General features: G+C 41.1%; 18 protein-coding genes. 11 read left to right on the top strand and 7 right to left on the bottom strand.

Annotated elements, in window-relative coordinates:
• Positions 1-3 precede the first annotated feature (3 nt).
• Together B2746_RS09645 and B2746_RS09640 are read right to left on the bottom strand one after the other, a co-directional pair.
• Positions 4-1410 (bottom strand): Gfo/Idh/MocA family oxidoreductase, encoded by a 1407-nt coding sequence (locus B2746_RS09645; RefSeq protein WP_290792754.1) that lies wholly within the window; start codon positions 1408-1410, stop codon positions 4-6.
• A 12-nt stretch (positions 1411-1422) separates the two neighbouring features.
• Positions 1423-2016 carry a Crp/Fnr family transcriptional regulator gene (locus B2746_RS09640; protein ID WP_290792753.1) on the bottom strand — a complete coding sequence of 198 codons (594 nt, stop codon included), beginning with the start codon at positions 2014-2016 and terminating at the stop codon, positions 1423-1425.
• Between the two features lie 380 nt (positions 2017-2396).
• Between B2746_RS09640 and B2746_RS09635 the strand changes: the two genes are divergently transcribed.
• The 8 genes from B2746_RS09635 to B2746_RS09600 all read left to right on the top strand — a co-directional run bounded on the left by B2746_RS09635 (position 2397) and on the right by B2746_RS09600 (position 11684).
• Complete coding sequence (locus B2746_RS09635) at positions 2397-3038, top strand: Crp/Fnr family transcriptional regulator (RefSeq protein WP_290792752.1); 642 nt, start codon at positions 2397-2399, stop codon at positions 3036-3038.
• Positions 3039-3056: 18 nt separating this feature from the next.
• Entirely contained in the window at positions 3057-3845 is a 789-nt protein-coding gene (locus tag B2746_RS09630; protein WP_290792750.1) for a hypothetical protein, read from the top strand.
• Between the two features lie 242 nt (positions 3846-4087).
• Positions 4088-4693 carry a hypothetical protein gene (locus tag B2746_RS09625; protein WP_290792748.1) on the top strand — a complete coding sequence of 202 codons (606 nt, stop codon included), beginning with the start codon at positions 4088-4090 and terminating at the stop codon, positions 4691-4693.
• A 157-nt stretch (positions 4694-4850) separates the two neighbouring features.
• Positions 4851-5591: a murein L,D-transpeptidase catalytic domain family protein gene (locus B2746_RS09620; protein ID WP_290792746.1), complete on the top strand. Its 741-nt coding sequence runs from the start codon at positions 4851-4853 to the stop codon at positions 5589-5591.
• 51 nt (positions 5592-5642) lie between these two features.
• On the top strand, positions 5643-6617 hold the full coding sequence (locus B2746_RS09615; RefSeq protein ID WP_290792744.1) for a Gfo/Idh/MocA family protein: 975 nt from the start codon (positions 5643-5645) through the stop codon (positions 6615-6617).
• Positions 6617-8032: a sugar transferase gene (locus B2746_RS09610; protein ID WP_290792742.1), complete on the top strand. Its 1416-nt coding sequence runs from the start codon at positions 6617-6619 to the stop codon at positions 8030-8032. The genes B2746_RS09615 and B2746_RS09610 overlap by 1 nt, the downstream gene beginning before the upstream one ends.
• Before the next feature lie 6 nt (positions 8033-8038).
• A complete protein-coding gene (locus B2746_RS09605; RefSeq protein WP_290792740.1) occupies positions 8039-10768 on the top strand; it encodes a M1 family metallopeptidase in 2730 nt (909 codons plus the stop codon).
• Positions 10769-10772: 4 nt separating this feature from the next.
• Positions 10773-11684: a GNAT family N-acetyltransferase gene (locus tag B2746_RS09600; protein ID WP_290792738.1), complete on the top strand. Its 912-nt coding sequence runs from the start codon at positions 10773-10775 to the stop codon at positions 11682-11684.
• Here the strand turns inward: B2746_RS09600 and B2746_RS09595 are convergent.
• Entirely contained in the window at positions 11681-12361 is a 681-nt protein-coding gene (locus B2746_RS09595) for a 2-C-methyl-D-erythritol 4-phosphate cytidylyltransferase (RefSeq protein WP_290792736.1), read from the bottom strand. The two genes, B2746_RS09600 and B2746_RS09595, sit on opposite strands and share 4 nt — an antisense overlap.
• 33 nt (positions 12362-12394) lie before the next feature.
• On the opposite strand from B2746_RS09595, the gene B2746_RS09590 reads away from it, so the two are divergent.
• Together B2746_RS09590 and B2746_RS09585 are read left to right on the top strand one after the other, a co-directional pair.
• Positions 12395-12967, top strand: a complete 573-nt coding sequence (locus B2746_RS09590; RefSeq protein ID WP_290792734.1) for a DUF4230 domain-containing protein — start codon at positions 12395-12397, stop codon at positions 12965-12967.
• The gene (locus B2746_RS09585) at positions 12964-13596 is read left to right on the top strand and encodes a DUF4230 domain-containing protein (protein ID WP_290792732.1); all 633 of its coding nucleotides are present in this window, start codon (positions 12964-12966) and stop codon (positions 13594-13596) included. The genes B2746_RS09590 and B2746_RS09585 overlap by 4 nt, the downstream gene beginning before the upstream one ends.
• Here B2746_RS09585 and B2746_RS09580 read toward each other — a convergent pair.
• The 4 genes from B2746_RS09580 to rpoC form a co-directional block, all read right to left on the bottom strand.
• Positions 13589-14575 (bottom strand): bifunctional heptose 7-phosphate kinase/heptose 1-phosphate adenyltransferase, encoded by a 987-nt coding sequence (locus B2746_RS09580; RefSeq protein WP_290792730.1) that lies wholly within the window; start codon positions 14573-14575, stop codon positions 13589-13591. The two genes, B2746_RS09585 and B2746_RS09580, sit on opposite strands and share 8 nt — an antisense overlap.
• Before the next feature lie 12 nt (positions 14576-14587).
• Positions 14588-16036, bottom strand: a complete 1449-nt coding sequence (locus B2746_RS09575; RefSeq protein WP_290792727.1) for an APC family permease — start codon at positions 16034-16036, stop codon at positions 14588-14590.
• Positions 16037-16271: 235 nt separating this feature from the next.
• On the bottom strand, positions 16272-16874 hold the full coding sequence (locus B2746_RS09570; protein WP_290792725.1) for an OmpH family outer membrane protein: 603 nt from the start codon (positions 16872-16874) through the stop codon (positions 16272-16274).
• A gap of 172 nt (positions 16875-17046) precedes the next feature.
• A complete protein-coding gene (rpoC, locus tag B2746_RS09565; RefSeq protein WP_290792723.1) occupies positions 17047-21339 on the bottom strand; it encodes a DNA-directed RNA polymerase subunit beta' in 4293 nt (1430 codons plus the stop codon).
• A 318-nt stretch (positions 21340-21657) separates the two neighbouring features.
• Between rpoC and B2746_RS09560 the strand changes: the two genes are divergently transcribed.
• Positions 21658-22104, top strand: coding sequence for a hypothetical protein (locus tag B2746_RS09560; RefSeq protein ID WP_290792721.1), 447 nt, complete (start codon positions 21658-21660; stop codon positions 22102-22104).
• Positions 22105-22309: the final 205 nt, after the last annotated feature.

The raw sequence follows: 22309 nt of genomic DNA, 5'->3' as shown, positions 1-22309 counted from the left end.
TGTTTATTTTCGATTGATCAATTTCATATTTACAGGATCCCAATAGATGGTTTTCTGCTGAAAATAACTTTCATTACAAGCCAGGCAGGGAGCAGCTGCCCTGAATCCAAAAACAACATCTTCCACTACCGGTTTACCGGTTCGCACAGATTCAAAAAAATTAATAAAATGATCGAGGTGATCATCATATCCTTCCGGATTCACAAAACGAACAGGATCCTTAACCGGCCTGCGTTTATCAGCTGTTGTATATTTTTGATCGTATGCTTTTAGCAATTGCTCCTGCATCGCTACCGGATAGGTTTCCAATGCATCCCACCCACCTATTCCGGGTGCTTTGGGAAGCAGGCTATACGTCATTTCCAGATCCCGCCCATTTAATTTAAGCACTCCTTCTTCCCCAATAAACCGGATAGAACTGGTGTCACCACCTCCACTGATAAAATTAACGCGGAGTGTTAATTGAAAAGCAGGATGTTCTTTAGTAGCGGGATAATCCATGATTGCCGTCATTATATCAGGAACATCTCTCCCATCTTTCCAGTAAGCCAATTGCCCGCTGGCATATATTTTTTCCGGACCTGTGGAACCGGTTATCAAATGCACCCCGGATAAAAGATGTACGAAGAGATCGCCAGCTACACCTGTACCGAATGCCCGATAATTTCTCCACCAGAAAAATTTCGTTGGATCAAATGCTGCTTTCCTGTCCGTTCTTAAAAAACCATCCCAATCAATGGTTTCGGCAGAAGCATCTGTTGGCATGGTATATTGCCAGGCTCCCAGTGCACTTTGACGATCATAGGTTGCTTCTACAATATTTAATTTTCCAATTGCACCGGATTGATATAATTCCTTCGCTTTAGCATACAGCAGACTACTAACCCGCTGGCTTCCTACCTGCATTATTTTGCCTGATTCCTTCTGTGCGGTAATAAGCGGTAAGCCCTCCGACAGCTGGTGCACAACCGGCTTCTCGCCATAAACAGCTTTCCCTTTTTTCAATGCATAGGTAGCAATTGGTGCATGCCAATGATCACTGGTTGCAATAATTACTGCATCAATATCAGACCGGTCAATCAGTTCCCTGTAGTCTTTTGTAACAAACAGGGAAGTCCCAAATAATTCCTTTGCTCTTGTCAGTCTGCCCTGATAAAGATCACATACTCCGGCAAGTGTTATTCCCGGCACTTTAAGCGCTGTGCGAAGATTCCGATTCCCCATGATTCCCATCCCAATGACACCGATCCTAATTCGGTCATTGGCACTTATTCGGTTATTCTTTTCAATTAGCAGGATACTTTTTTCATTTGCCTGGGCTTCCGACAGAGAGGGCAATACCAGACCGATGGCAGTAGAACCAATACCCTTGATAAAATTACGGCGACCGGCAGTTTTTTTAGTATGCATGCATATTCTTATTTAGCCTGATATTCTTTTTCGAACCCGACTGAGTGTTTCCAATGTAACGCCTAAAAAAGAGGCAATATATTTAATTGGAATCCGGTTGATCAGGTGCGGATAATTCTTTACAAAATGCTGGTATTTGTTTTCAGTACCTGGTATTCTCGCAATAAATGCCCGAGCCTCCGCATCCTGATAATAGCGTTGCAGGAGTTTACGTCCCACAATATTAAATTCAAGATAATCCCGATAGAGTGTTTCTAAATCGTCATGGCTGATAATCATCAGGTCAGCATGTTCGATAGCCTGGATATTTTCAATGGAGGGGGCCTTGTCATTTAAACCGGATATGGAGGTCACAACTTCATTATCAATCGAAATCCAGGTGGTAATGTCCTTTTCTTCGTCTTTTATAAAACCCCGGATCGCACCCTTTTTTATAAAATAGAGATGATGGCAAACCTCTCCACTTCTGACCAGCATTTTACCCTTACGAACCTGCCGATAACTTGTTTTATCCTGTAAAAACCCCACAATTTCCGGAGGAAGAGGATGCAACCAGTTTAATAATGCCGTGAGCGATGAAATATCCGGGTTAAGAGAATGTACCATTAGTAACAAATATCGGGCAGTGCTTTCAATTAAACTCTTGTGTAGTATAATTAAAATTTACAAGCTACTCTGTTAACCGTCAATTCTTTAAGCTTAGAAATAGACGTTTTATGGGGGTAAAAATGACCCTGAGATAAGGTATTTGATCTAGATCAAATAGATTTTGCAAAGAAAAACATTGACAATTATCAAACGTTTGCATAGTACAGGCCCTATTTTATGGACTATTCGACCCGAATTTTACATGTTTCCACTTATAAAACCAACAACCGTCTACAGTTTTTCCCATTTAATATCAAATTTTTACCCATTTACCACAGGACTCAAAACACAACATTTGAATGCAAATTGCAGTTCTAATACCACGACGATTTACTTGTATGAACACGAACCTGACTAATTCATTATCTGGCCCTAAAATCCAACAGAATGAGCTGTTGGCTTTTTTACATGCGCTTTCTCCCCTCAGTAAAGACGCAGCACGGCTTCTTTCAGCCAACTGTTTCGAACTTGAATTAAAAAAAGGGGGATTTCTTTTCAAACCAGGCATGTATTTGAATAATTACTACCTGCTGGTAAATGGGGTGGTAAGAGGGTATCGAAAATACAAAGGAGAGGAAATTACCACCTGGCTGAACGAAGAAAATGAGTTGATCACCAGTATTAGTAATCTAGGTCTGGATCAGGAATGTGAAGAATATGTACAGGCAATAACCGAGGCCCGTTTAATTGGTCTGCCTGCTCAGATCGTTGAACAATTGTATGAAACCTGTCCCGAGACTGCATTCATCGGACGTCTGTTGCTGGAAGATAATTACCGTGGTGCAGAAGAGCGGGCATTTATCAGTCGTATACCTTCTGCAGACGAAAAATATGTACGATTTGTAAATAAACATCCCGGACTAATTAACCGGATTCCTTTGAAATACTCTGCTTCCTATTTGGGCATGCGACTTGAAACACTTTGTCGGATTCGAAGCAAAATGGTTACCCATCCATTAAAATCAACTTCAGCCAATTAATTCCAACCAACCTCAGATATGATCACTCTTATTTCAACTCATGCCGAAAATGACCCAAGGAAACAATTGTTTTCGCCGGTCTCCTGTGATTTAACACAGGATGAAGATTTTACGCTTCCAGCAGAGTTAGCTGCACATATTTGCGACTGCCAGGTTGCTGCCATCAGTTTTCATTCCAAAACAAAATACTTCATAAAAAGAGGGTTGGCCGAATGGCTTGGATTTTCAGAAGCTACCCGCATTGATTTTTTATTGCAGGTGCTGAGCGAAAATGTGTTGATAATTCCTGATTTATCAATGCATAAATTACCGGGCGATAAATCAAATAATAGCGGCCTTCCTGTTCATATACAATTTCTGGCTAGTGTTCCAATACGTCTGGAAACAGGCACGCTTGCTGGTTCCTTAACCGTTTTGGGTGTTGAGAAAAAAGAAGCGCTTCCCGCCTCTCAATTGATTGCACTTGAAAAAATTGCCCAACAGCTTGGCAGATTGGCGGAATCAAAATCACATAATTCGATTCTAATCAATCAGCAAAATGAGCTTTTATTGGCCGAATCCAGAAAAGCAGAGTTAAAAACGAAAGAATTTAAGCAGGAGCTCAAATTCATCGCCTACAAAATGCATGAGGATTTTGCGCAAACGCTGGCTGCAACCAAACTCTATCTGGAGTTTGCAGAAGATGATCAACATGCTAACAAACATTTCCTCCAGATATCAAAGGATACCATCGAACAGGTAATCCAGAAAATGAGGGTGTTATGCAAAACCATTTCACCCCAACCACTGGAAACAAAAATGGTATAAAAAAAATAGAGACGTATCACTACATCTCTAGTCGCCACTGCGGTAGATAATTCAGTTGTCAGAGGCCAGATTAATCGATTTCAAAGGCATGGACTAGAAAAACGGGCCTTAAACATGGTACGCGGTACCGGTTTTTAGAATGAATTTCTTCATTCTGGAATTGGATTTGTGCATCTTAAACAAATACGAGGCCAATTTGACGATCGTTGTCGTAAGTTGTGCACCTGTTATTCACGTTATATATGGAAAAAACAATATTACTCGTAGTATTCCTATGTGGTTTTTACGATATTTCATTTTCACAGTCCTTTCAACATGGTGCAGGAACTGGTTATGCGCATCAATCAGGTAATGGTTCAGATGGTACGGAGTATGTTACCTTACTCTATTCTCCCCGAATACGATTTGCTGAAACTGACAACAGTTCTTTCACCATTGGTATTCCGGTAAGTCTGGGACTTGCAGGCGGATTCAGTTATAGTAGTTCACTCGGGAATACCAGCACGTTTCAATATCTGATTCATGCCCCCTTAATGATCAATTATAACTCAGTAGCCGGGTCATCGAAAAATACGTCTAAACGATTCGGCTATTTTGGAGGGGCCGGTTTTGGACTAAACTATGGGAATTTTCGGGTAGTTGAGCTGATTGATGACCAAACTGGTTTTCCTTATTATGACTATCGTAGTAAAACGCGCACCAGCTTCGGCCCTTCAGCTAATGCGGGCCTAAGATTTGGAGTAGGTCGACAAACCAGGTCTATTGAAGTGTTAATTTCTTATATGAAGGGACTTTCCGGTGATAATCCGCACTATTTAGGCCTTGGAGCACTCTTTAATTTTAATTGAGCCAATCCGCTACTACCCTGCCCAAAAAGGGTATAATTCCGTAGATTTAGCCATGGTTAAGGATTTTTGCATCCCTATAACAACCTTTCGGTGTGCTTATCCGTCTTGGACGAGGGTAAACCTACCCAGCAATATTGTACAATAAAGGAGTTAGTTTATGAGGTTCAAATCAGCAGGTATATTTTTTTCAATTCTGGTTATAGCACTGGTTTCACTGGTAGCGTATTCCAATACAAAGAAACCAGTTTCACCAACTATAAAAACAGGTTCAATACCTGCAGACAGCAGCTCATTAACAAGGGTAGGTATCTGGATTTCGGTTTACCATGGATTGGGGCTTGATTCACTAGGCTTATCAAGCGAAGCGTTTGAACAGGCAGTCAGGGGTTGGGAAAAACTTAAAAAACAGGGGGCTATCCCGAATGAATCAATTTTAACCATCGCAGATTTCAGTCAACCCAGCACATCCAAGCGATTATATGTAATTGATGTGGAAAAAAACCAGTTGTTGTTTAATACTTATGTTGCGCACGGAAGAAATTCCGGAAAAGAACAGGCAACCACATATTCCAACAGAGCAAAATCTCATATGAGCAGTCCGGGTTTTTACCGTACAGAGGCTGCCTATTATGGCAGCAATGGCTATTCACTAAAATTATCCGGATTGGAAAAGGGAATTAATGATAATGCATTTCGGAGAGCAATCGTAATTCATGGCGCCAATTATGTATCTGAATCGCTGATTGAAAGTCAGGGTTATCTGGGAAGAAGTTACGGTTGTCCGGCAATTCCCAACTACCTGACCAGGCCAATCATCAATACTATAAAAAATGGCAGTTGTTTATTCATACATGCTCCGGTCACATTTTATGCTCAAAGGAGCAGTTTAATTCGCTAGTTATCGTATGGCTGCTCCAGCTTGATTATCTTTGTATGATAATCCATTAATATGTTGAAAATTGGCGTTTTTGGTACCGGACATCTGGGAAAGTTTCACCTTAACAACTGGAAAGAAATAACAGGGGTAGAATTGGTCGGCTTCTATGACCCCAATGACCAGATAGCAGCAGAGGTAACCAGCCAATATGGAATTCCCCGTTTTGATGACCCGGTGGCACTGTTACAGGCAATTGATGCTGCTGATATTGTAGCACCTACCAATTTTCATTTTGAATTATGTCAGCTGGCAATCCGAAACGGGAAACATGTTTTTGTGGAGAAACCACTTGCCAATACGATGGAGGAAGCCAGAGAACTGGTGAAGCTGGTAAAAGAATCCAATATAAAAATGCAGGTGGGACATGTGGAACGATTTAATCCTGCATATCTGGCAACGAGTACGCTCGATCTCAACCCCATGTTTATTGAAGTACACAGACTTGCACAATTCAATCCAAGAGGTACAGAAGTAAGTGTTATTCTTGACCTTATGATTCATGATATTGATATCATTCTGCATATGGTTAAAAGTGAAGTGAAAAATATTTCCTCCAGTGGAGTTGCTGTTATGACCGACACTCCGGATATTGCCAATGTTCGGATTGAATTCAATAATGGCTGTGTTGCCAATCTCACGTCCAGCCGTATTTCCATGAAAAAAATGCGCAAAATGCGCCTGTTTCAAAAGGACGCCTATGTAGGCATTGACTTTCTCAATAAAAAAACTGAAGTTATCCGCCTGAAGGGCGATAAAGATGAAAATGTATTTGAATTTGATATAGAAACGCCAAAAGGCAAAAAGACGGTAGCTGTTGCCAATCCATCTGTTCCTGAAGTGAATGCAATCAAAAAAGAACTGGAAGAATTCAGAGATGCTATCCTCACAAATTCCAGAACGGTGGTATCAGAAGTAGATGGTTTCAGAGCAATGGAAGTAGCCCACCAGATTCTTCACAAAATTCGACATAATACCATCAATACCTGATGCGCCAAAACCCCAAACGTCCCTTATCACCAGGTTGGTATGCACTTAGTGATTACCTTGCTGCATTGCTGGTATGGTTCATTTTTTATCTCTACAGGAATCATTTATTGGGCTTTCCTGCATTTTTAAATGGATCTCTCCATTTAAATGACGGATTCCTTCTTGGCTGGTTAATATTGCCAATTTGCTGGGTTTTGTTCTATGCTATTATAGGATCTTATTTATCACTTTATAAAAAATCAAGACTAGGCGAATTCACTACCACTGTTGTAGCCAGTCTTATTGGATGTATTGCAATATTTTTTGTTATACTCTTAAATGACGACGATAAAACGCTCCCTTATTATTATTCCACCTTTGCATTTTTTGTTTTTTTTCAGCTTTCCATCACCTTTTCAGGCAGGTTATTTATCCTTAATATAGTAAAAAGACAACTCAAAAAAGGAAGCATCCGTTTTCCATCATTATTGGTAGGAGACTCAGGGATTGCCAATTCAATCTTTAAATCAAATGCAGAACAGCTGCGAATGGAGGGCTATCATTTTAATGGGTATGTAGGTGCTGTGGCCAATGGTTTAAGCAAATCAATTCCTTATCTGGGAACAGTTGAATACCTGGAAAAAATAATAGATGAACAAAACATCAAGCTGGTGGTGCTTGCGCTGGAATCAGGGAAAGAAAAAGAAACGGAAGAGTACCTTCGAAGACTCAGTGATAAAAATGTTGAAATTAAAATGGTTCCTTCTGCAATTTCAATTTTATCAGGTGCTATCCGTACCGACAACATCTTCGGCCCCGTTTTAACGGATATACATAATGGTTTAATTCCAATCTGGCAGCAAAATATCAAACGTATTATTGACATTTTCGCTGCGGTTATTGGTTTGATACTCTTATCACCGGTATTTTTGTATGTAGCTATACGTGTTCGGCTTTCTTCATCCGGACCAATATTGTTTCGTCAGGAAAGAATTGGATATAAGGGTATGCCGTTTATTATGCTGAAGTTTCGATCTATGTATGAGGATGCAGAAAAAAACGGACCAGCCTTATCTTCTTCTTCCGATCCCCGCATTACCCCCTGGGGAAAACATATGCGAAAATGGAGACTCGATGAATTTCCTCAATTATGGAATATTCTCCTGGGCGATATGAGTCTTGTTGGTCCGAGAGCCGAAAGAAAATATTATATTGATCAGATCATGCAGCGCAACCCCTATTATAAATATCTGTTGCATGTAAAACCCGGGCTAACATCCTGGGGAATGGTACAATATGGGTACGCAGAAAATATTGATGAAATGATGGAACGCATGAAATATGATTTACTTTATATTGAAAACATTTCATTAGCACTTGATCTGAAAATAATGCTTTATACCATCCGGATTATTTTTGCTGGTAAGGGAAAATAATATCAAATGATTGTCACCATCCGACTTATTCAATTTATTGTTCTGCTGGCTATTTGCACTTCCGGCTTTGCACAAAAAAAATGGCAGCAACGGGTGGATCATAAAATTGAAGTAACCCTGAACCCGGAAAATAAAACCCTTCTTGCAAATCAGGTTATTCAGTACATCAATAATAGTCCGGATACTTTAAACGCTATTTATTTTCATATCTGGCCAAATGCTTATAAAAATGATCATACTGCATTCAGTGAACAGTTATTGAATTTAAACAGGCTGGATTTTTATTTCAGTAAAGAAGAAGATCGCGGATATATCAACCGGATTCAATTTTCCTCTGATAACAATCCACTGGAATGGCAGGAAGATTCCGTACACCAGGATTATGGTCGGGTACTATTAAATAAATCCTTACTGCCCGGCGATTCTATTCAATTATTGAATAGTTTTCAGGTTAAACTGCCCTACCTATTTTCACGATCGGGATATAAAAATGATTTTTTTTCGATTACACAATGGTATCCCAAGCCTGCGGTTTATGATGAAGCTGGCTGGCATCCCATCCCCTATCTGGATCAGGGTGAATTTTATAATGAGTTTGGCAAGTATACGGTACTTATTTCTGCTCCTTCCGATTATACCATTGTGGCTACGGGTAAACGCGAACGGGTACTTTCCTCTGAACTTTTAAAAGAAGGTTATACAGTTAATCAATTTGAGCTGGAAAACAGTACCGATTTTGCCTGGTTTGCATCTTCCCATTTAACGCTGGTATCAGACAGTCTTCAGTTAGCTTCCGGTAAGACCATCGAATTGGAACTGGCCATTCTAAAAGGTAATGAAGCTTCCTGGAAAAACGGTATAGAATACATGAAGCGGGCAATTCGTAGCAGATCAGAATGGCTGGGCGATTATCCATATTCAAAAATGACCGTAGTAGATGGTTACCAGGGGCCAGGATCGGGGGGCATGGAATATCCGACCATTACCGTGCTGAATTCAATAAAAGATACACAGATTTTAGATATCACCATAGCACACGAAATCGGTCATAACTGGTTGTCAATTGCTGTGGCAAATAATGAACGTACAAGCCCCTGGCTTGATGAAGGAATCAATTCCTTTTACGATAGCCGCTATAAGAAAATTTATTACCCGGAAACAAGAAGGAAATTGAAGTTTCCTGCAAACCGGCTTCCCGATAATGAAGCACTTGCTTTTATAAGAGGATTAGAAAGCATTAAATCAGATCAATCTCCGGCAACACATTCAGAGCAACTGACTTCATTAAATTATGGATTGATGGTGTATGAAAAAACTGCTCTTCAATTAGAAAAACTGGAAGTGGAAATGGGGCAGAAAAGATTTGACAGTTCGATGAGTAAATATATTGCTGAAAATAAATTTACACATTCAGACAGCTTATCCTGGATAAAAGCATTTCCAGAAGCTGGTGATATAGCGAGTTCCAAACCGCTTGACCAATTGAGTTCCCGCACCTTAAAACCTGTTTTTTTATTCAGCAGCCGGCAACCTGAAACATACTATTATGTAGGAATTGGTCTGGCTGTTGGTTATAACCAGTACGATGGCTTACAATTGGGCATATTCCTTCACAACTATCAATTACCTGTAAGCAGGTTTCGATTTTTTGTTGCACCAACAATTGGCACCAAAAGTAGTCGAATTGGAGGCTTGGCACATTTGAGTCATCATTGGTTTCCATCTCAGGGCAATATGGTGAAAGACTGGTCGGTTGGTGCTGATCTGTTGCGATTTACAATGGATGAATTTAAGGCAGGCTCTTCAGATCTGCAGTTTGGTGTTGTAAAGCTGGCGCCTTATTTTCGAATCAACCTGGCCCAATCCAATCCCCTTTCAAAAAAAGAAAGTTTTCTGCAATTCAGGTCCTATTTCTTTCGTGAAGACATCCTATCGAGCAGAACACTTATAATTGGCAACGATACCAGCTATATTGATGAAAGCAAAGCGTCCACAAGGAAGCTTCAGCAACTTTGTTTCCATCATGCCAATCATCGTATACTTTATCCTTATGACCTGGATGCACGGGTTGAACTTGGGAGCGGTTTTACCCGGCTTGCAGTAACCGCACGTTATTTTCTAAATTACCCAAATCAGGAAGGAGGACTTAGCGTTCGGCTTTTTGCAGGAAAATTTATTGAACATGGTGCTAATACAATTGAAAAGCAACAACGCAATAGCCGGTATTATTTAAATTTGACCGGAGCCAATGGGTATGAAGATTATACCTACAGCAATTATTTTGCAGGAAGAAATGAGTTCAGTGGATGGAAAAGTCAGCAGATCATGTTAAGGGATGGTGGTTTCAAAGTTCGTACCGATTTGCTGAGCAGTAAAATAGGGCGATCTTCTAATTGGTTGTCTGCTGTTAATTTTACTGCGGATATACCATCTTCAATAAATCCGCTTAGCAGGCTGCCGATAAAAATTCCATTGAAGGTTTTTATGGACATTGGGACCTATGCAGAGGCGTGGGAAGAAGAACAGGATCAATCAAGGTTTCTGATGGATGCCGGTTTACAGGTAAGTGTGTTTCGAAACCTGGTGAATGTTTATATTCCGATTGTCAACAGCAAGCCGTTTCGCGACTATCACCTTTCGACGCTGGGAGAAAAAAAATTCCTGAAATCGATTTCATTCAGCATCGACATTCAACAATTATCAGCAAAAAAATGGCTGATCAGGCAGGGGTTATAACACTATGAACAATGCCATCCAATATATTAGCGGGAATGCTGTTTCATTAAAAAAATGGAACGAATGCATTAAAACAAGTACGCTTGGCACCCTATATGCTGAGCCCGCATTTATGACTGCAATTGCAGGCAATTGGGGAGCATTTGTTTTGGGGGATTATATGGCTGTTTTACCAGTTTTTCCAAGAAAAAAATGGGGTGTTACTTATTTATACCAACCGGCATTCATTCAAAAATCGGCCATCTATTCGAGGGAAATTTTATCGGATCAACTGATTTCAGATTTTCTACAGGCGTGCAGGAATGAATTTAAATTCGGAGAACTCTATCTGGCAAATTATTCCGCGTTTTTTAAAGCAATTCCTAAAAACAATTTTCTGGTATCGCTTTCCGAAGTATATGATAAAATTGAATCCGGGTATAGGACAGATCTTAACAGAAACAGGAAGATAGCGAGCCGGTACGGCTTCCGTTATTGCAAATCCGGAAACGCAAAACTTGTGCATGATCATTTTAAAAAGGCATATGCGCATGAACTTAATTATACCAGCCAGGATTATGAACATTTGCTGCTGTACTGTAATTCAATGAATGATGCCGATCGGATAATTATAAGGGAAATCTGGCTGGAAGATAAATTACAGGCAGCCTGTCTCTGTGTAGCAGATCAACAGAGGATTTATCTCCTGCTTAATTATACTTCGCCAGAGGGAAGAAAGCGCTCTGCCAACCATTTTTTATTGGATCAGCTTATTAAAGAATTTGCAGGCAGCGAAAAAACACTTGATCTGGAAGGTTCAGATCAGCCGGGAATTGCTCATTTTTATCAAAATTTCGGAGCAGTAAATGAACCTTTTTATTTTATTGGATGGAATCAGTTACCCTGGCCATTTCGTTATCTGAAACCAGCCTACTAAATTCCCATTTCTCTTTCTTCCAATACTTTTTCTGCAATCAATAAGTCCAGGGGTTTTGTAATCTTAATATTGGTGGATTCCCCTTCAATCAGGTTGATTTTTACTCCCAGTTTTTCTACTACACTGGCTTCATCTGTAAATGATTCATGAAAATCCTGTTCAAATGCCGACTTGATAATATCCGAATAAAAGGTTTGAGGGGTTTGGATAAGTTTTATTTTATCCCGATCCATCGGAACAGAACCATTCACTGTATCCAGCCGCACAGAGTCGACCGCTGTTGTTGCCGGAATAGCATTTCCCTTATCCACAGCACCATCAAAACAACGGCGGATCAGCTCTGGTGTAAGAAGGCAACGAACGCCATCATGGACAAAAACGATAGAATGCCGGCGGATATGCTGTAATCCATTCCGAACTGAATGGAAGCGGGTTTCGCCTCCTGTTGTCATCCAAATTCGGTCAGGATCGTAGGTAGATCGAAGAATATGTTGACCCCGTTCAATATGTTGTTCATTTAATACGAGAATAATTTGCAAATCAGGATAAGCATCGAGGAATGCATTCAGGGTATACCAAAGCACTGGTTTATCCCTTAGCAATAAAAACTGTTTGGGAAGGGTTGTACCCATTCTCAATCCAGATCCACCTGCCACAACAACAGCATATTTTTCCATATCATCAAATTACGAAAACCGTAATTTGCAAATATGAGTAAAATTGGGCAGTATCTGACCGGACTTTTTCTCCTTCTGCAGGCAGGCTGCAAGCCATCTCCAACACCTGCCGAGAAAGTTTTGGCAATAAGAGAAATGGGAGCATTGGCAACTACTGAGTATACTGTTACAAAAATGGTAAAGGCTGACGATAATAAAACCTGGTACAAGCTAGGTGACCGGAAGATACTGATGAGTATTGAAGCCAGAATTAAAGCCGGAATTGATCTGACTCAATTAAAGCAGGAAGATATCAGTATAAATGGCAAATCCATCCAACTAAAACTTCCTGCACCCAACATCATATCCATTCAATTACCTCCGGATAAAATAAAGCTGGAATACCAGGAAATAGGTTTATTGAGAATGGATTTTGACCAGGCTGAACGAATGCACTTATTGGAACAGGCAGAGAAACAGGTGCAGGCGGCCATTCCCGAAACGGGAATTCTTGAAACAACCCGTATTCATACCAGTAACTGGATTCAACAGTTTTGCCTCCAGTTGGGATTTGAAGAAATACACATAGAATTTACAGATCAAAACCCCAAAAGCCTATTACGATGAAAAAATTGTTTCAACTGGGAATATTGGGATTAATGCTGATAGGCATGTATTGGTTTCTTGCAAAAATGAATTGGGTGCCTTCTATTGGAAAATTACTCGGATCTGCACCAGTTTTAATTGAGGAAACACCCGTACTGGTAACAGAAATTAAACAAATGGCTGAACTGATGACCATCGAATCATCTGATGAAGTGGTGGTTAGTCGTATTAGACAGGTAAAAGCAGGATCACCAAAGAAAATACTGGAATGGATAAGTCCCGCTCCTCTTTTGCAATCAGAACGCCTTGTATTGATAATAAAAGGAAAGGTTTTCGCAGGCACTGATTTAAATCAATTAGGATCAGGTGGTATTTTTATAGCGGGGGATTCTGTATCCGTAACTATTCCGGCTGCCCGAATTCAGGATATTATTGTAAATCCATCTGGTACAGAAGTATTTATTGAGGAAGGCTCCTGGAGTCAGGAAGAAACCAATCAATTGATATTGACTGCTAAAGAAAAATTACGACAGCGGGCAACTGAAAAAGGCATACTTAAAAAAGCGGATGAGCAGGCGTTGATAATACTTCGAAATTTTCTTCAATTGCAGGGATTCAAAAGAATCAGGGTTGCTACTCAAACTACTTAAGCAGTAATTTACACTCTTGCAGCAGCTTTTCTTTATTGATAGCAGCAGTTCCAACTTCTTCGCAGACCAATCCTCCTGCTATATTGGCGATAGCTGCAAAAAGTGAGATGTCTTTCGTTACGGCATAAACCAATGAGGCTACAGCAATAACGGTATCACCGGCTCCGGATACATCTGCAACATTTCGAATATGCGAGGGGATTAACAGGGGGGTATTATTTTGCTGTACAAATACCCCTTTTTCCGAAAGTGTGATAAAGGATATGGAATGATGCAATTCATTTTGTAAACGATTATGCACTTCTTCCAATTGAGGGAGCTGAACTGTATCAAGTGTCAGATTCAAACCTTCCTTAACTTCCTTTAGATTGGGCTTAAAAATGTCAACTCCTTTATAAGCAAAAAAGTTCTTCTTCTTGGGATCAACCGTTGTGATAACACCCTGCTCTCTGCAGAGTTTAATAATATCTTCAATCAGTTTTTTTGTAAGAACACCTTTATTATAATCTTCCAGCAGCAATACATCCGGTTTTTCATTTGCAATGAAAGCAGCAATCCGATCATAGACAGCTTCTTCTTCAGTTGAATTAAGGTCTTTAATTGTTTCTGCATCGATCCGCATCATTTGCTGATTTCTGCTGATAACTCTTATTTTATTGGTTGTTTTTCGTTCGTGACTGAAAATTATATAGGAAGTGTCTATACCTGATTCGGTTAATAACTGATCCAGTTGTTTACCATCTGAATCTTCCCCTAAAACGGAGAAAATATGAACCTGCGCTCCAAGTGCGACAAGATTAAGTGCCACATTACCGGCACCGCCAATACGCAATTCACTTTTATCCAATGCCACAACAGGAACCGGGGCTTCCGGTGAAATACGATCAACATGTCCCCACCAATAGGTATCCAGCATCACATCCCCAACAACAGCAACTTTTACATTGCCAAAGGATTCAAATAGTTGGTCAAAATTCATGCCTTACTCAGTTTACTTTTTCTTTCCCGCAACTGCGATATAATAAATTGGAATACCAATTAATACAATCAATAATCCGAAGGATGCAAATTTAGGTTTTGTAAATAAGAGGGCAAAACACATGGCGGTAGCCAGCAGGATATAACAAGCGGGTAAAATTGGATATCCAAATGCTTTGTAAGGTCTTACTGCATTGGGTTGTGATCTGCGCAATTTGAAAATCCCAATGATGGTAAGCACATAAAAAATCAGCACAACAAAAACCACATAATCCAGCAGGTCGCCATACTTTCCACTGAGACAAAGTACGCTTGCCCATGCGCATTGGATCCAGAGTCCTTTTGCGGGCACGCCATTCTTATTCAAATTACCAACAGACTGGAAGAACAAACCGTCTTTAGCCATTGTGTAATAAACTCTCGCACCAGAGAGAATCAGTCCATTATTACAGCCGAAGGTTGAAACCATAATCATCAAGGCAATAACGATGGTACCAACACTGCCGAATATATTCTGGGAAGCAGCTACAGCTACCCGATCATCCTGTGCAAAAGCAATATCATTCAGTGGCAATACTGCGGTATACATAAGATTTGCACATACATAAATAACTGTTACAATCAGGGTACCAAAAAATAAGCTGAGACCAATATTTTTTTCCGGGCGTTTAATTTCTCCGGCAATAAATGTTACATTATTCCATGCATCACTACTAAAAACAGAGCCGACCATTGCTGCAGACAGCGCACCAATTATAGCAGGCCAGTTCTCATAAAACGTTTTCTGCACTGTTTCACCCACAAAAACAAGGTCATTACCTGCTTCTGTTTTAGCAAGTTTACCGAAACTCCATGCATCACTCCAGTTGGCCTCCCAAATTCCAGCCTTAGCTCCAAGAATAAATCCAAAAACGATTAATCCAAAAAGGGCCAGCAATTTAGCAAGGGTAAAGGTAGTTTGGATCAGTTTCCCTTCTTTCACTCCACGGGTGTTGATATAAGATAACAAAACAACCACCAGAATGGCAACCAACTGTGCAGACGAAATCTGTATATAACCGAAATCCAGCAGAATATTTTTCTCACTGAGGGATGGAAAGATATAAGCAGCAAACTTTGAAAAAGCAACTCCTACAGCTGCTATTGTACCTGTTTGAATTACAGCGAAGAAACTCCACCCGTATAAAAAGCCGATCAGTGGATTATAGGCTTCTTTCAGGTAAACGTATTGTCCCCCGGCTTTCGGATACATAGCACTTAATTCTCCATAACTAAGGGCAGCAATCAGTGTCATAAATCCGGTTAGCAACCATACAAAAATCAACCAGCCGGCGCTACCTACATTTCTTGCGATATCTGAGGATACAATAAAAATACCGGAACCGATCATGGAGCCGGCCACTATCATCGTGGCATCCAATAATCCAAGGGTTGGTTTAAACGAAGCTCCTTCCTGGGCCATACGCAGTTAGTTTAGAGGGAAAGATAGGAAAAAGGGGGGAAAAGGAGACAAAGGAGGAAGAGGAGACAAAGGAGGAAGAGGAGACAAAGGAGGAAAGGGGGAAAAAGGAGACAAAGGGGAAAAAGGAGACAAAGGAGGAAAGGGGGAAAAAGGGCAAAAGGGAAACCCGCGAAAATCGCGGGTTCAATTTCTTTCACCTTTCACTTCTCCTCTTTCACTTTTCACCTTTCACCTTTCACTTTTTCTCTGCGGCTTTTTTATATTCTGCATTGAGGCCCTGAATGATTTGTTCAGTAATGTTATAGGCAGTATCGCGGTAGAACATCAACTCCGGCTCATAAGAAATGATATAAGAATAGCCTTTTTCCTTATTGAATTCACGCAGATAATCTTCAATCTTGGTTTTGATGTTTTTCTTATAATCCATTTTCAGATTTTCCAACTGCTGCTCCAGGGTTAGGCGGCGTTGCTGGTAATTTTGTTGCATCTGGCCATATTCGCGCTGAACTGCTTCGGCTTCAGACTGACTCATGCTGGCTCCCTTTTGCTGCCATTCATTGATTTTTTTCTGATAGGACCTTTCAAGTGAAGACAATTCCTTATTCATGCTCTCTTCTTTCACTTTTAATTCACCCAGTGCGTCTTTAAAAAACTCGTATTTATTTTGAAGAGAATCAATATCAAAATAGGCGATTTTGAATTCACCGGATTGTCCGGTAGTGGTAACGGATGCTGTATCTGTTTTTTTACCACCGGATTTGGAACTCATGTGTTCAACCAGCAAGTAACCACTAATCAGTGTAGCAACAGCACTTAAAACCAGAGAAAGATACTTCATGAAATAGTATTTGATAACGGCAAATTAAGGGATTTGGCAGAACCTTTTACTGACCTTTTAATTTCGCCCTAATTTTAACGCTTTGTGTTAAGATCACAAAAAATTATTAACGAATTAAAAGAAAAAGTGCCTGATACCACAGGGTATCAGGCACTTTTAATAAATATTCTGTTTATTCTTCGTCGTCGAAATTCATCGCCTCGCGGGTAGTTTGGAGTAACTCATATTCCTCCTTGCTTCCAACGATCATGTTTTCAAAATCACGCAAACCGGTACCTGCCGGAATCTGGTGGCCGGTGATAACGTTCTCTTTCAAGCCCATCATATCATCGGTTTTACCATTGATTGCTGCTGTACTAAGGACCTTGGTGGTTTCCTGGAAGGACGCTGCAGAAATCCAGCTCTGAACACCCAGAGATGCTTTGGTAATTCCAAGCAATAACGGATGTGAAGTAGCAGATTGTGCATCGCGGTATTCTACCAGTTTTTTATCTGAACGACGCAGGATCGAATTCTCTTCCCGCAGATCACGCAGGTTTACAATCTGACCGGCACGCATACGGGAACTTTCGCCCGGCTCGGTAACCACTTTTTTATCGTAAATCCAATCGTTTTCTTCGATGAAATCAAATTTATCCACTGTATCATCCTCCAGGAATTTAGTATCACCCGGATCAACAATAGATACTTTTTTCATCATCTGACGTACGATAACTTCAATGTGTTTATCATTGATACGCACGCCCTGCAAACGATATACTTCCTGAATTTCATTCACTACATATTCCTGAACCGCAAATGGACCTTTAATTGACAGGATATCACTTGGCGCGATTTGTCCGTCAGACAGTGCCACACCAGCTTTTACGAAGTCACCATCCTGTGCAAGAATCTGACGTGTCAACGGCACCAGGTATTTTTTGGTAACACCATCTCGGGCTTCCACGATAATTTCGCGGTTACCCCGTTTGATTGCTCCGAATGCTACCACACCGTCAATTTCAGAAACGATGGCAGGATTACCCGGATTACGCGCTTCAAACAATTCGGTTACACGTGGCAAACCACCGGTGATATCGCGCAGTTTTCCAAGAACACGGGGGATTTTAACCAGTACATGTCCGGCTTTCACTTCCTCTCCCTCATCCATAATGATATGTGATCCAACCGGAAGGTTATAGGATTTGATTTCTTTTCCTTCCACCAAAATGGACGGAATCTTGGTCTTATCCTTGGTTTCAATTACCACTTTTTCACGGTGACCGGTTTGTTCATCGGATTCTTCGCGATAGGTAATACCTTCAATTACATGTTCAAATTTCACAGTACCAGGAATCTCAGAAATAACTACGTTGTTGTAAGGATCCCATGTACAGATCACATCACCCTTCTTCACTTTCTGACCATCCTTCACAACAAGGGTTGCACCATATGGAATGTTCACCACATTGAGTAAGCGATCATTTTCCACATCCATGTTACGGATTTCACCAGTACGTCCGATTACTACATGCACTTTTTCGCCTTCCTGATTTTCTGTTACAACGGTACGCAGACCATCGAACATCATGGTTCCGTCAAACTTGGCAAGCAGGCTGGATTCTACTGAAGCAGATCCGGCCACACCACCTACGTGGAAGGTACGGAGTGTCAACTGTGTACCAGGTTCACCGATCGACTGTGCCGCGATGATACCAACAGCATCTCCTTTCTGAGCCGTATAACCTGTTGCCAGGTTTTTACCATAACAGTTCACGCACACTCCACGTTTACTTTCGCAGGTAAGTACGGAACGGATTTCAACTGTTTCAATACCCGAATCTTCAATGCGCTGTGCTGTAAAGGCAGTAATTTCTGTACCAGCTTCAACAATCAGTTCATCTGTAATAGGGTCATAAATATTATGCAGGGAATTTCTTCCTTCGATACGATCTTTCAATGGTTCAATTACATCTTCATTGTCTTTCAACGCAGTTGTTGCAATTCCACGAAGTGTTCCACAATCCGTTTCTGTAATAACCACGTCCTGGGCAACATCCACTAAACGACGGGTCAGGTAACCGGCATCCGCTGTTTTAAGGGCGGTATCAGCCAGACCTTTACGGGCACCGTGCGTAGAGATGAAATAATCCAATACGTTCAGTCCGCCTTTGAAGTTGGAAAGGATTGGGTTTTCAATGATTTCTGAACCTGTGGAACCACTTTTTCTTGGTTTCGCCATCAGACCTCTGATACCGGCCAGCTGTTTAACCTGCTGTTTAGATCCACGGGCACCGGAATCCAGCATCATGTAAACAGAGTTGAAGCCCTGCTTGTCATTCTGCATTTCGCGGATAAGCGTCTCCGTGATACGGGTATCCACCCTTGACCAGATATCAACGATCTGGTTATATCGTTCGTTGTTGGTGATAAGACCCATGTTATAGTTATCCCACACTTCATCAACTTCCACTTTCGCATTATCCAGCAATTGTCCTTTTACCTCAGGAATAATCAAATCCTGCGGGTTGAACGACAAACCACCACGGAAGGCCATACGGAATCCGAGGGTTTTGATTTCGTCCAGGAATTTTGCCGTTTTGGGAACGTTGGTGATATTGATGATGTCACCAATGATATCTCTCAACGATTTCTTGGTAAGCAACGCATTGATATATCCTACTTCCACCGGAACAAACTGGTTGAAGAGAATTCTTCCCACAGTAGTTTCTGTGAGTTTTTTCTCCAATTTACCATCATTGCTACGAATGTTTACACGCACTTTGATGGGTGCATGCAGATCAATGCGATCTTCATTGTAAGCAATGATTACTTCTTCCGGAGAATAGAAGCTCATTCCTTCTCCACGTACTTTTTCAGTTTCCGTAGATTTTTTACCCTTGGTGATATAATACAGACCGAGTACCATGTCCTGTGAAGGAAGGGTAATAGGTGTACCATTCTGCGGGTTTAGAATGTTGTGGGCAGAAAGCATCAGCAACTGTGCTTCCAGGATGGCAGCATTACTCAACGGAACGTGTACCGCCATCTGGTCACCGTCAAAGTCGGCGTTGAAGGCAGTGGTTACCAATGGGTGCAGTTGAATCGCTTTTCCTTCAATCAGTTTTGGCTGGAAGGCCTGAATGGACAAACGGTGCAGTGTTGGGGCACGGTTTAGCATTACAGGGTGTCCTTTCAGAATATTTTCAAGAATATCCCAGATTACCGGCTCTTTTTTATCAACCAGTTTACGGGCACTCTTTACTGTTTTTACAATACCACGCTCAATGAGTTTGCGGATAATAAACGGCTTGAACAATTCAGCCGCCATATCTTTAGGCAAACCACATTCGTGCATTTTCAATTCTGGTCCAACTACGATTACGGAACGACCAGAATAATCCACCCGCTTACCAAGAAGGTTCTGACGGAAACGACCCTGTTTACCTTTCAGTACATCAGAGAGCGATTTCAATGCGCGACCACCTTCTGCTTTTACGGCATTGGATTTACGGCTGTTATCAAATAATGAATCGATTGCTTCCTGCAACATCCTTTTTTCGTTCCGAAGGATTACTTCAGGAGCTTTGATTTCCAGCAAACGTTTCAAACGGTTGTTCCGGATAATCACCCGACGATACAGATCATTCAGGTCAGAAGACGCAAATCGACCGCCATCCAAAGGAACCAATGGACGAAGTTCAGGTGGAATTACAGGAATATATTGCATAACCATCCATTCCGGACGGTTGGTGATACGGCTATTGGCATCACGGAAAGCTTCCACTACGCTCAGACGCTTCAGGGCATCTGCCTTACGTTGCTGCGAAGTTTCAGTAGCTGCTGCATTCCGCAGGTCATAACTCAACTGATCCAGGTCAATCCTTTCCAGCAGGTCATGAACGGCTTCAGCACCCATTTTGGCGATGAATTTGTTTGGATCCTCATCAGGCAGGTACTGATTGTCTTTGGGAAGTGTTTCCAGCAGATCCAGGTATTCTTCTTCTGTTAAAAGATCACCTACATTCTGTCCTTTATCCGCGCGGATACCCGGCTGGATAACCACAAATCTTTCGTAATAAACAATGCTTTCCAGTTTCTTGGAACTCATACCCAGGAGGTAACCGATTTTATTCGGCAGACTCTTGAAATACCAGATATGCACTACTGGAACTACCAGCTTGATATGCCCCATGCGCTCGCGGCGTACCTTTTTCTCCGTAACCTCCACACCGCAACGGTCGCAGACAATACCCTTGTAACGGATCCGCTTGTATTTACCGCAGGCACACTCATAGTCCTTTACAGGTCCAAAGATGCGCTCGCAGAACAGACCGTCTCTTTCAGGCTTGTACGTACGATAATTGATGGTTTCAGGCTTCAACACTTCACCGTAACTTTTCTCCAGAATGGAATCGGGTGAAGCCAGTCCAATGGTGATTTTGGAGAAACTGGACTTGGGACGATTTTCTTTTTTGATAGCCATATATATACTACAGATTGTGTTTTATGGATCCTATTCAACTGGTTCAGAAAGTTGAGCATGCAAAATTCCCGCTCGTTCTTAAGCCTTTTTTGCCTGAACGAAACAGGATGATTGTCAATACGTTATATGGAACTCACCTATCTTTCCCAAAATAAATAGTGGGCAAAGGTAAGGAATGTATCCAATAAAGTCAATTTATAAAATTAATCGATGAATGGACAGGAGCGGAATACCAAGCTTTGTATTTAAGCGTTCAAAACACAGGTTCGGTTTACCGGCCAACATAGTAAACAATATCCTAATATTAATTCCAGTTTCATGTCTGAAGTTCTGAAAATTGCCAGTTCCCACCCTGCCGCAGTAATTTACCCCTCCTCAGTAAGTTCGCCATCCCAACCACTGGATCTGAAAGCCCTGGTTCAGGAATTATTTGAACAGGATAAATTGGCAGGCTCACTGGATAAAGATATCAAAACGATTAAAGCCCGCTATCATCAGCTGATATTACGAAAATCAGATAAAACCTATACGGATGCAGAAATTCTTGCCATTAAGCAGGTGCACGATGAGTTAACTGCTTTACAGGATCGGAAGGCTGCTTTTCAGATCCGCAAGACGGAGATCAAGTCATTCCTGAAAGAACTGATCGCTCCCCTCGGAGGTGGTCGCTGGATTCATGAAACCACTGACTTTATGAATCCGCTCTGGGAATTCTGGCTGGAGGAGGAAGAATTAAAGTATGCAAGGTTGAAAAGCGAGGTGTAATTCCGGGCTTGCCTTCCCCTGAAACCTGTCATTTTTACCCCATCAAAGCAATTTAAACTAAATTCCTGCAAAGCTTCTACATACTGGCTTCGTATATTCTTCATACTAACGATACTAAAGATATAGTTATCAATCAGTTAACTTATGATTGAATCTGCTCAATTGAATCATGCTAAAAAATTGATGATAAGCTTCCATCGCGACA

Origin of the sequence: Flavihumibacter sp. UBA7668, assembly GCF_002483205.1 — a bacterium.
In the GTDB taxonomy this organism is placed as follows: Bacteria; Bacteroidota; Bacteroidia; order Chitinophagales; family Chitinophagaceae; genus Flavihumibacter.
The sequence above is the reverse complement of the archived record's forward strand: the minus strand, read 5'-3'. Positions and strand labels throughout refer to the sequence as shown.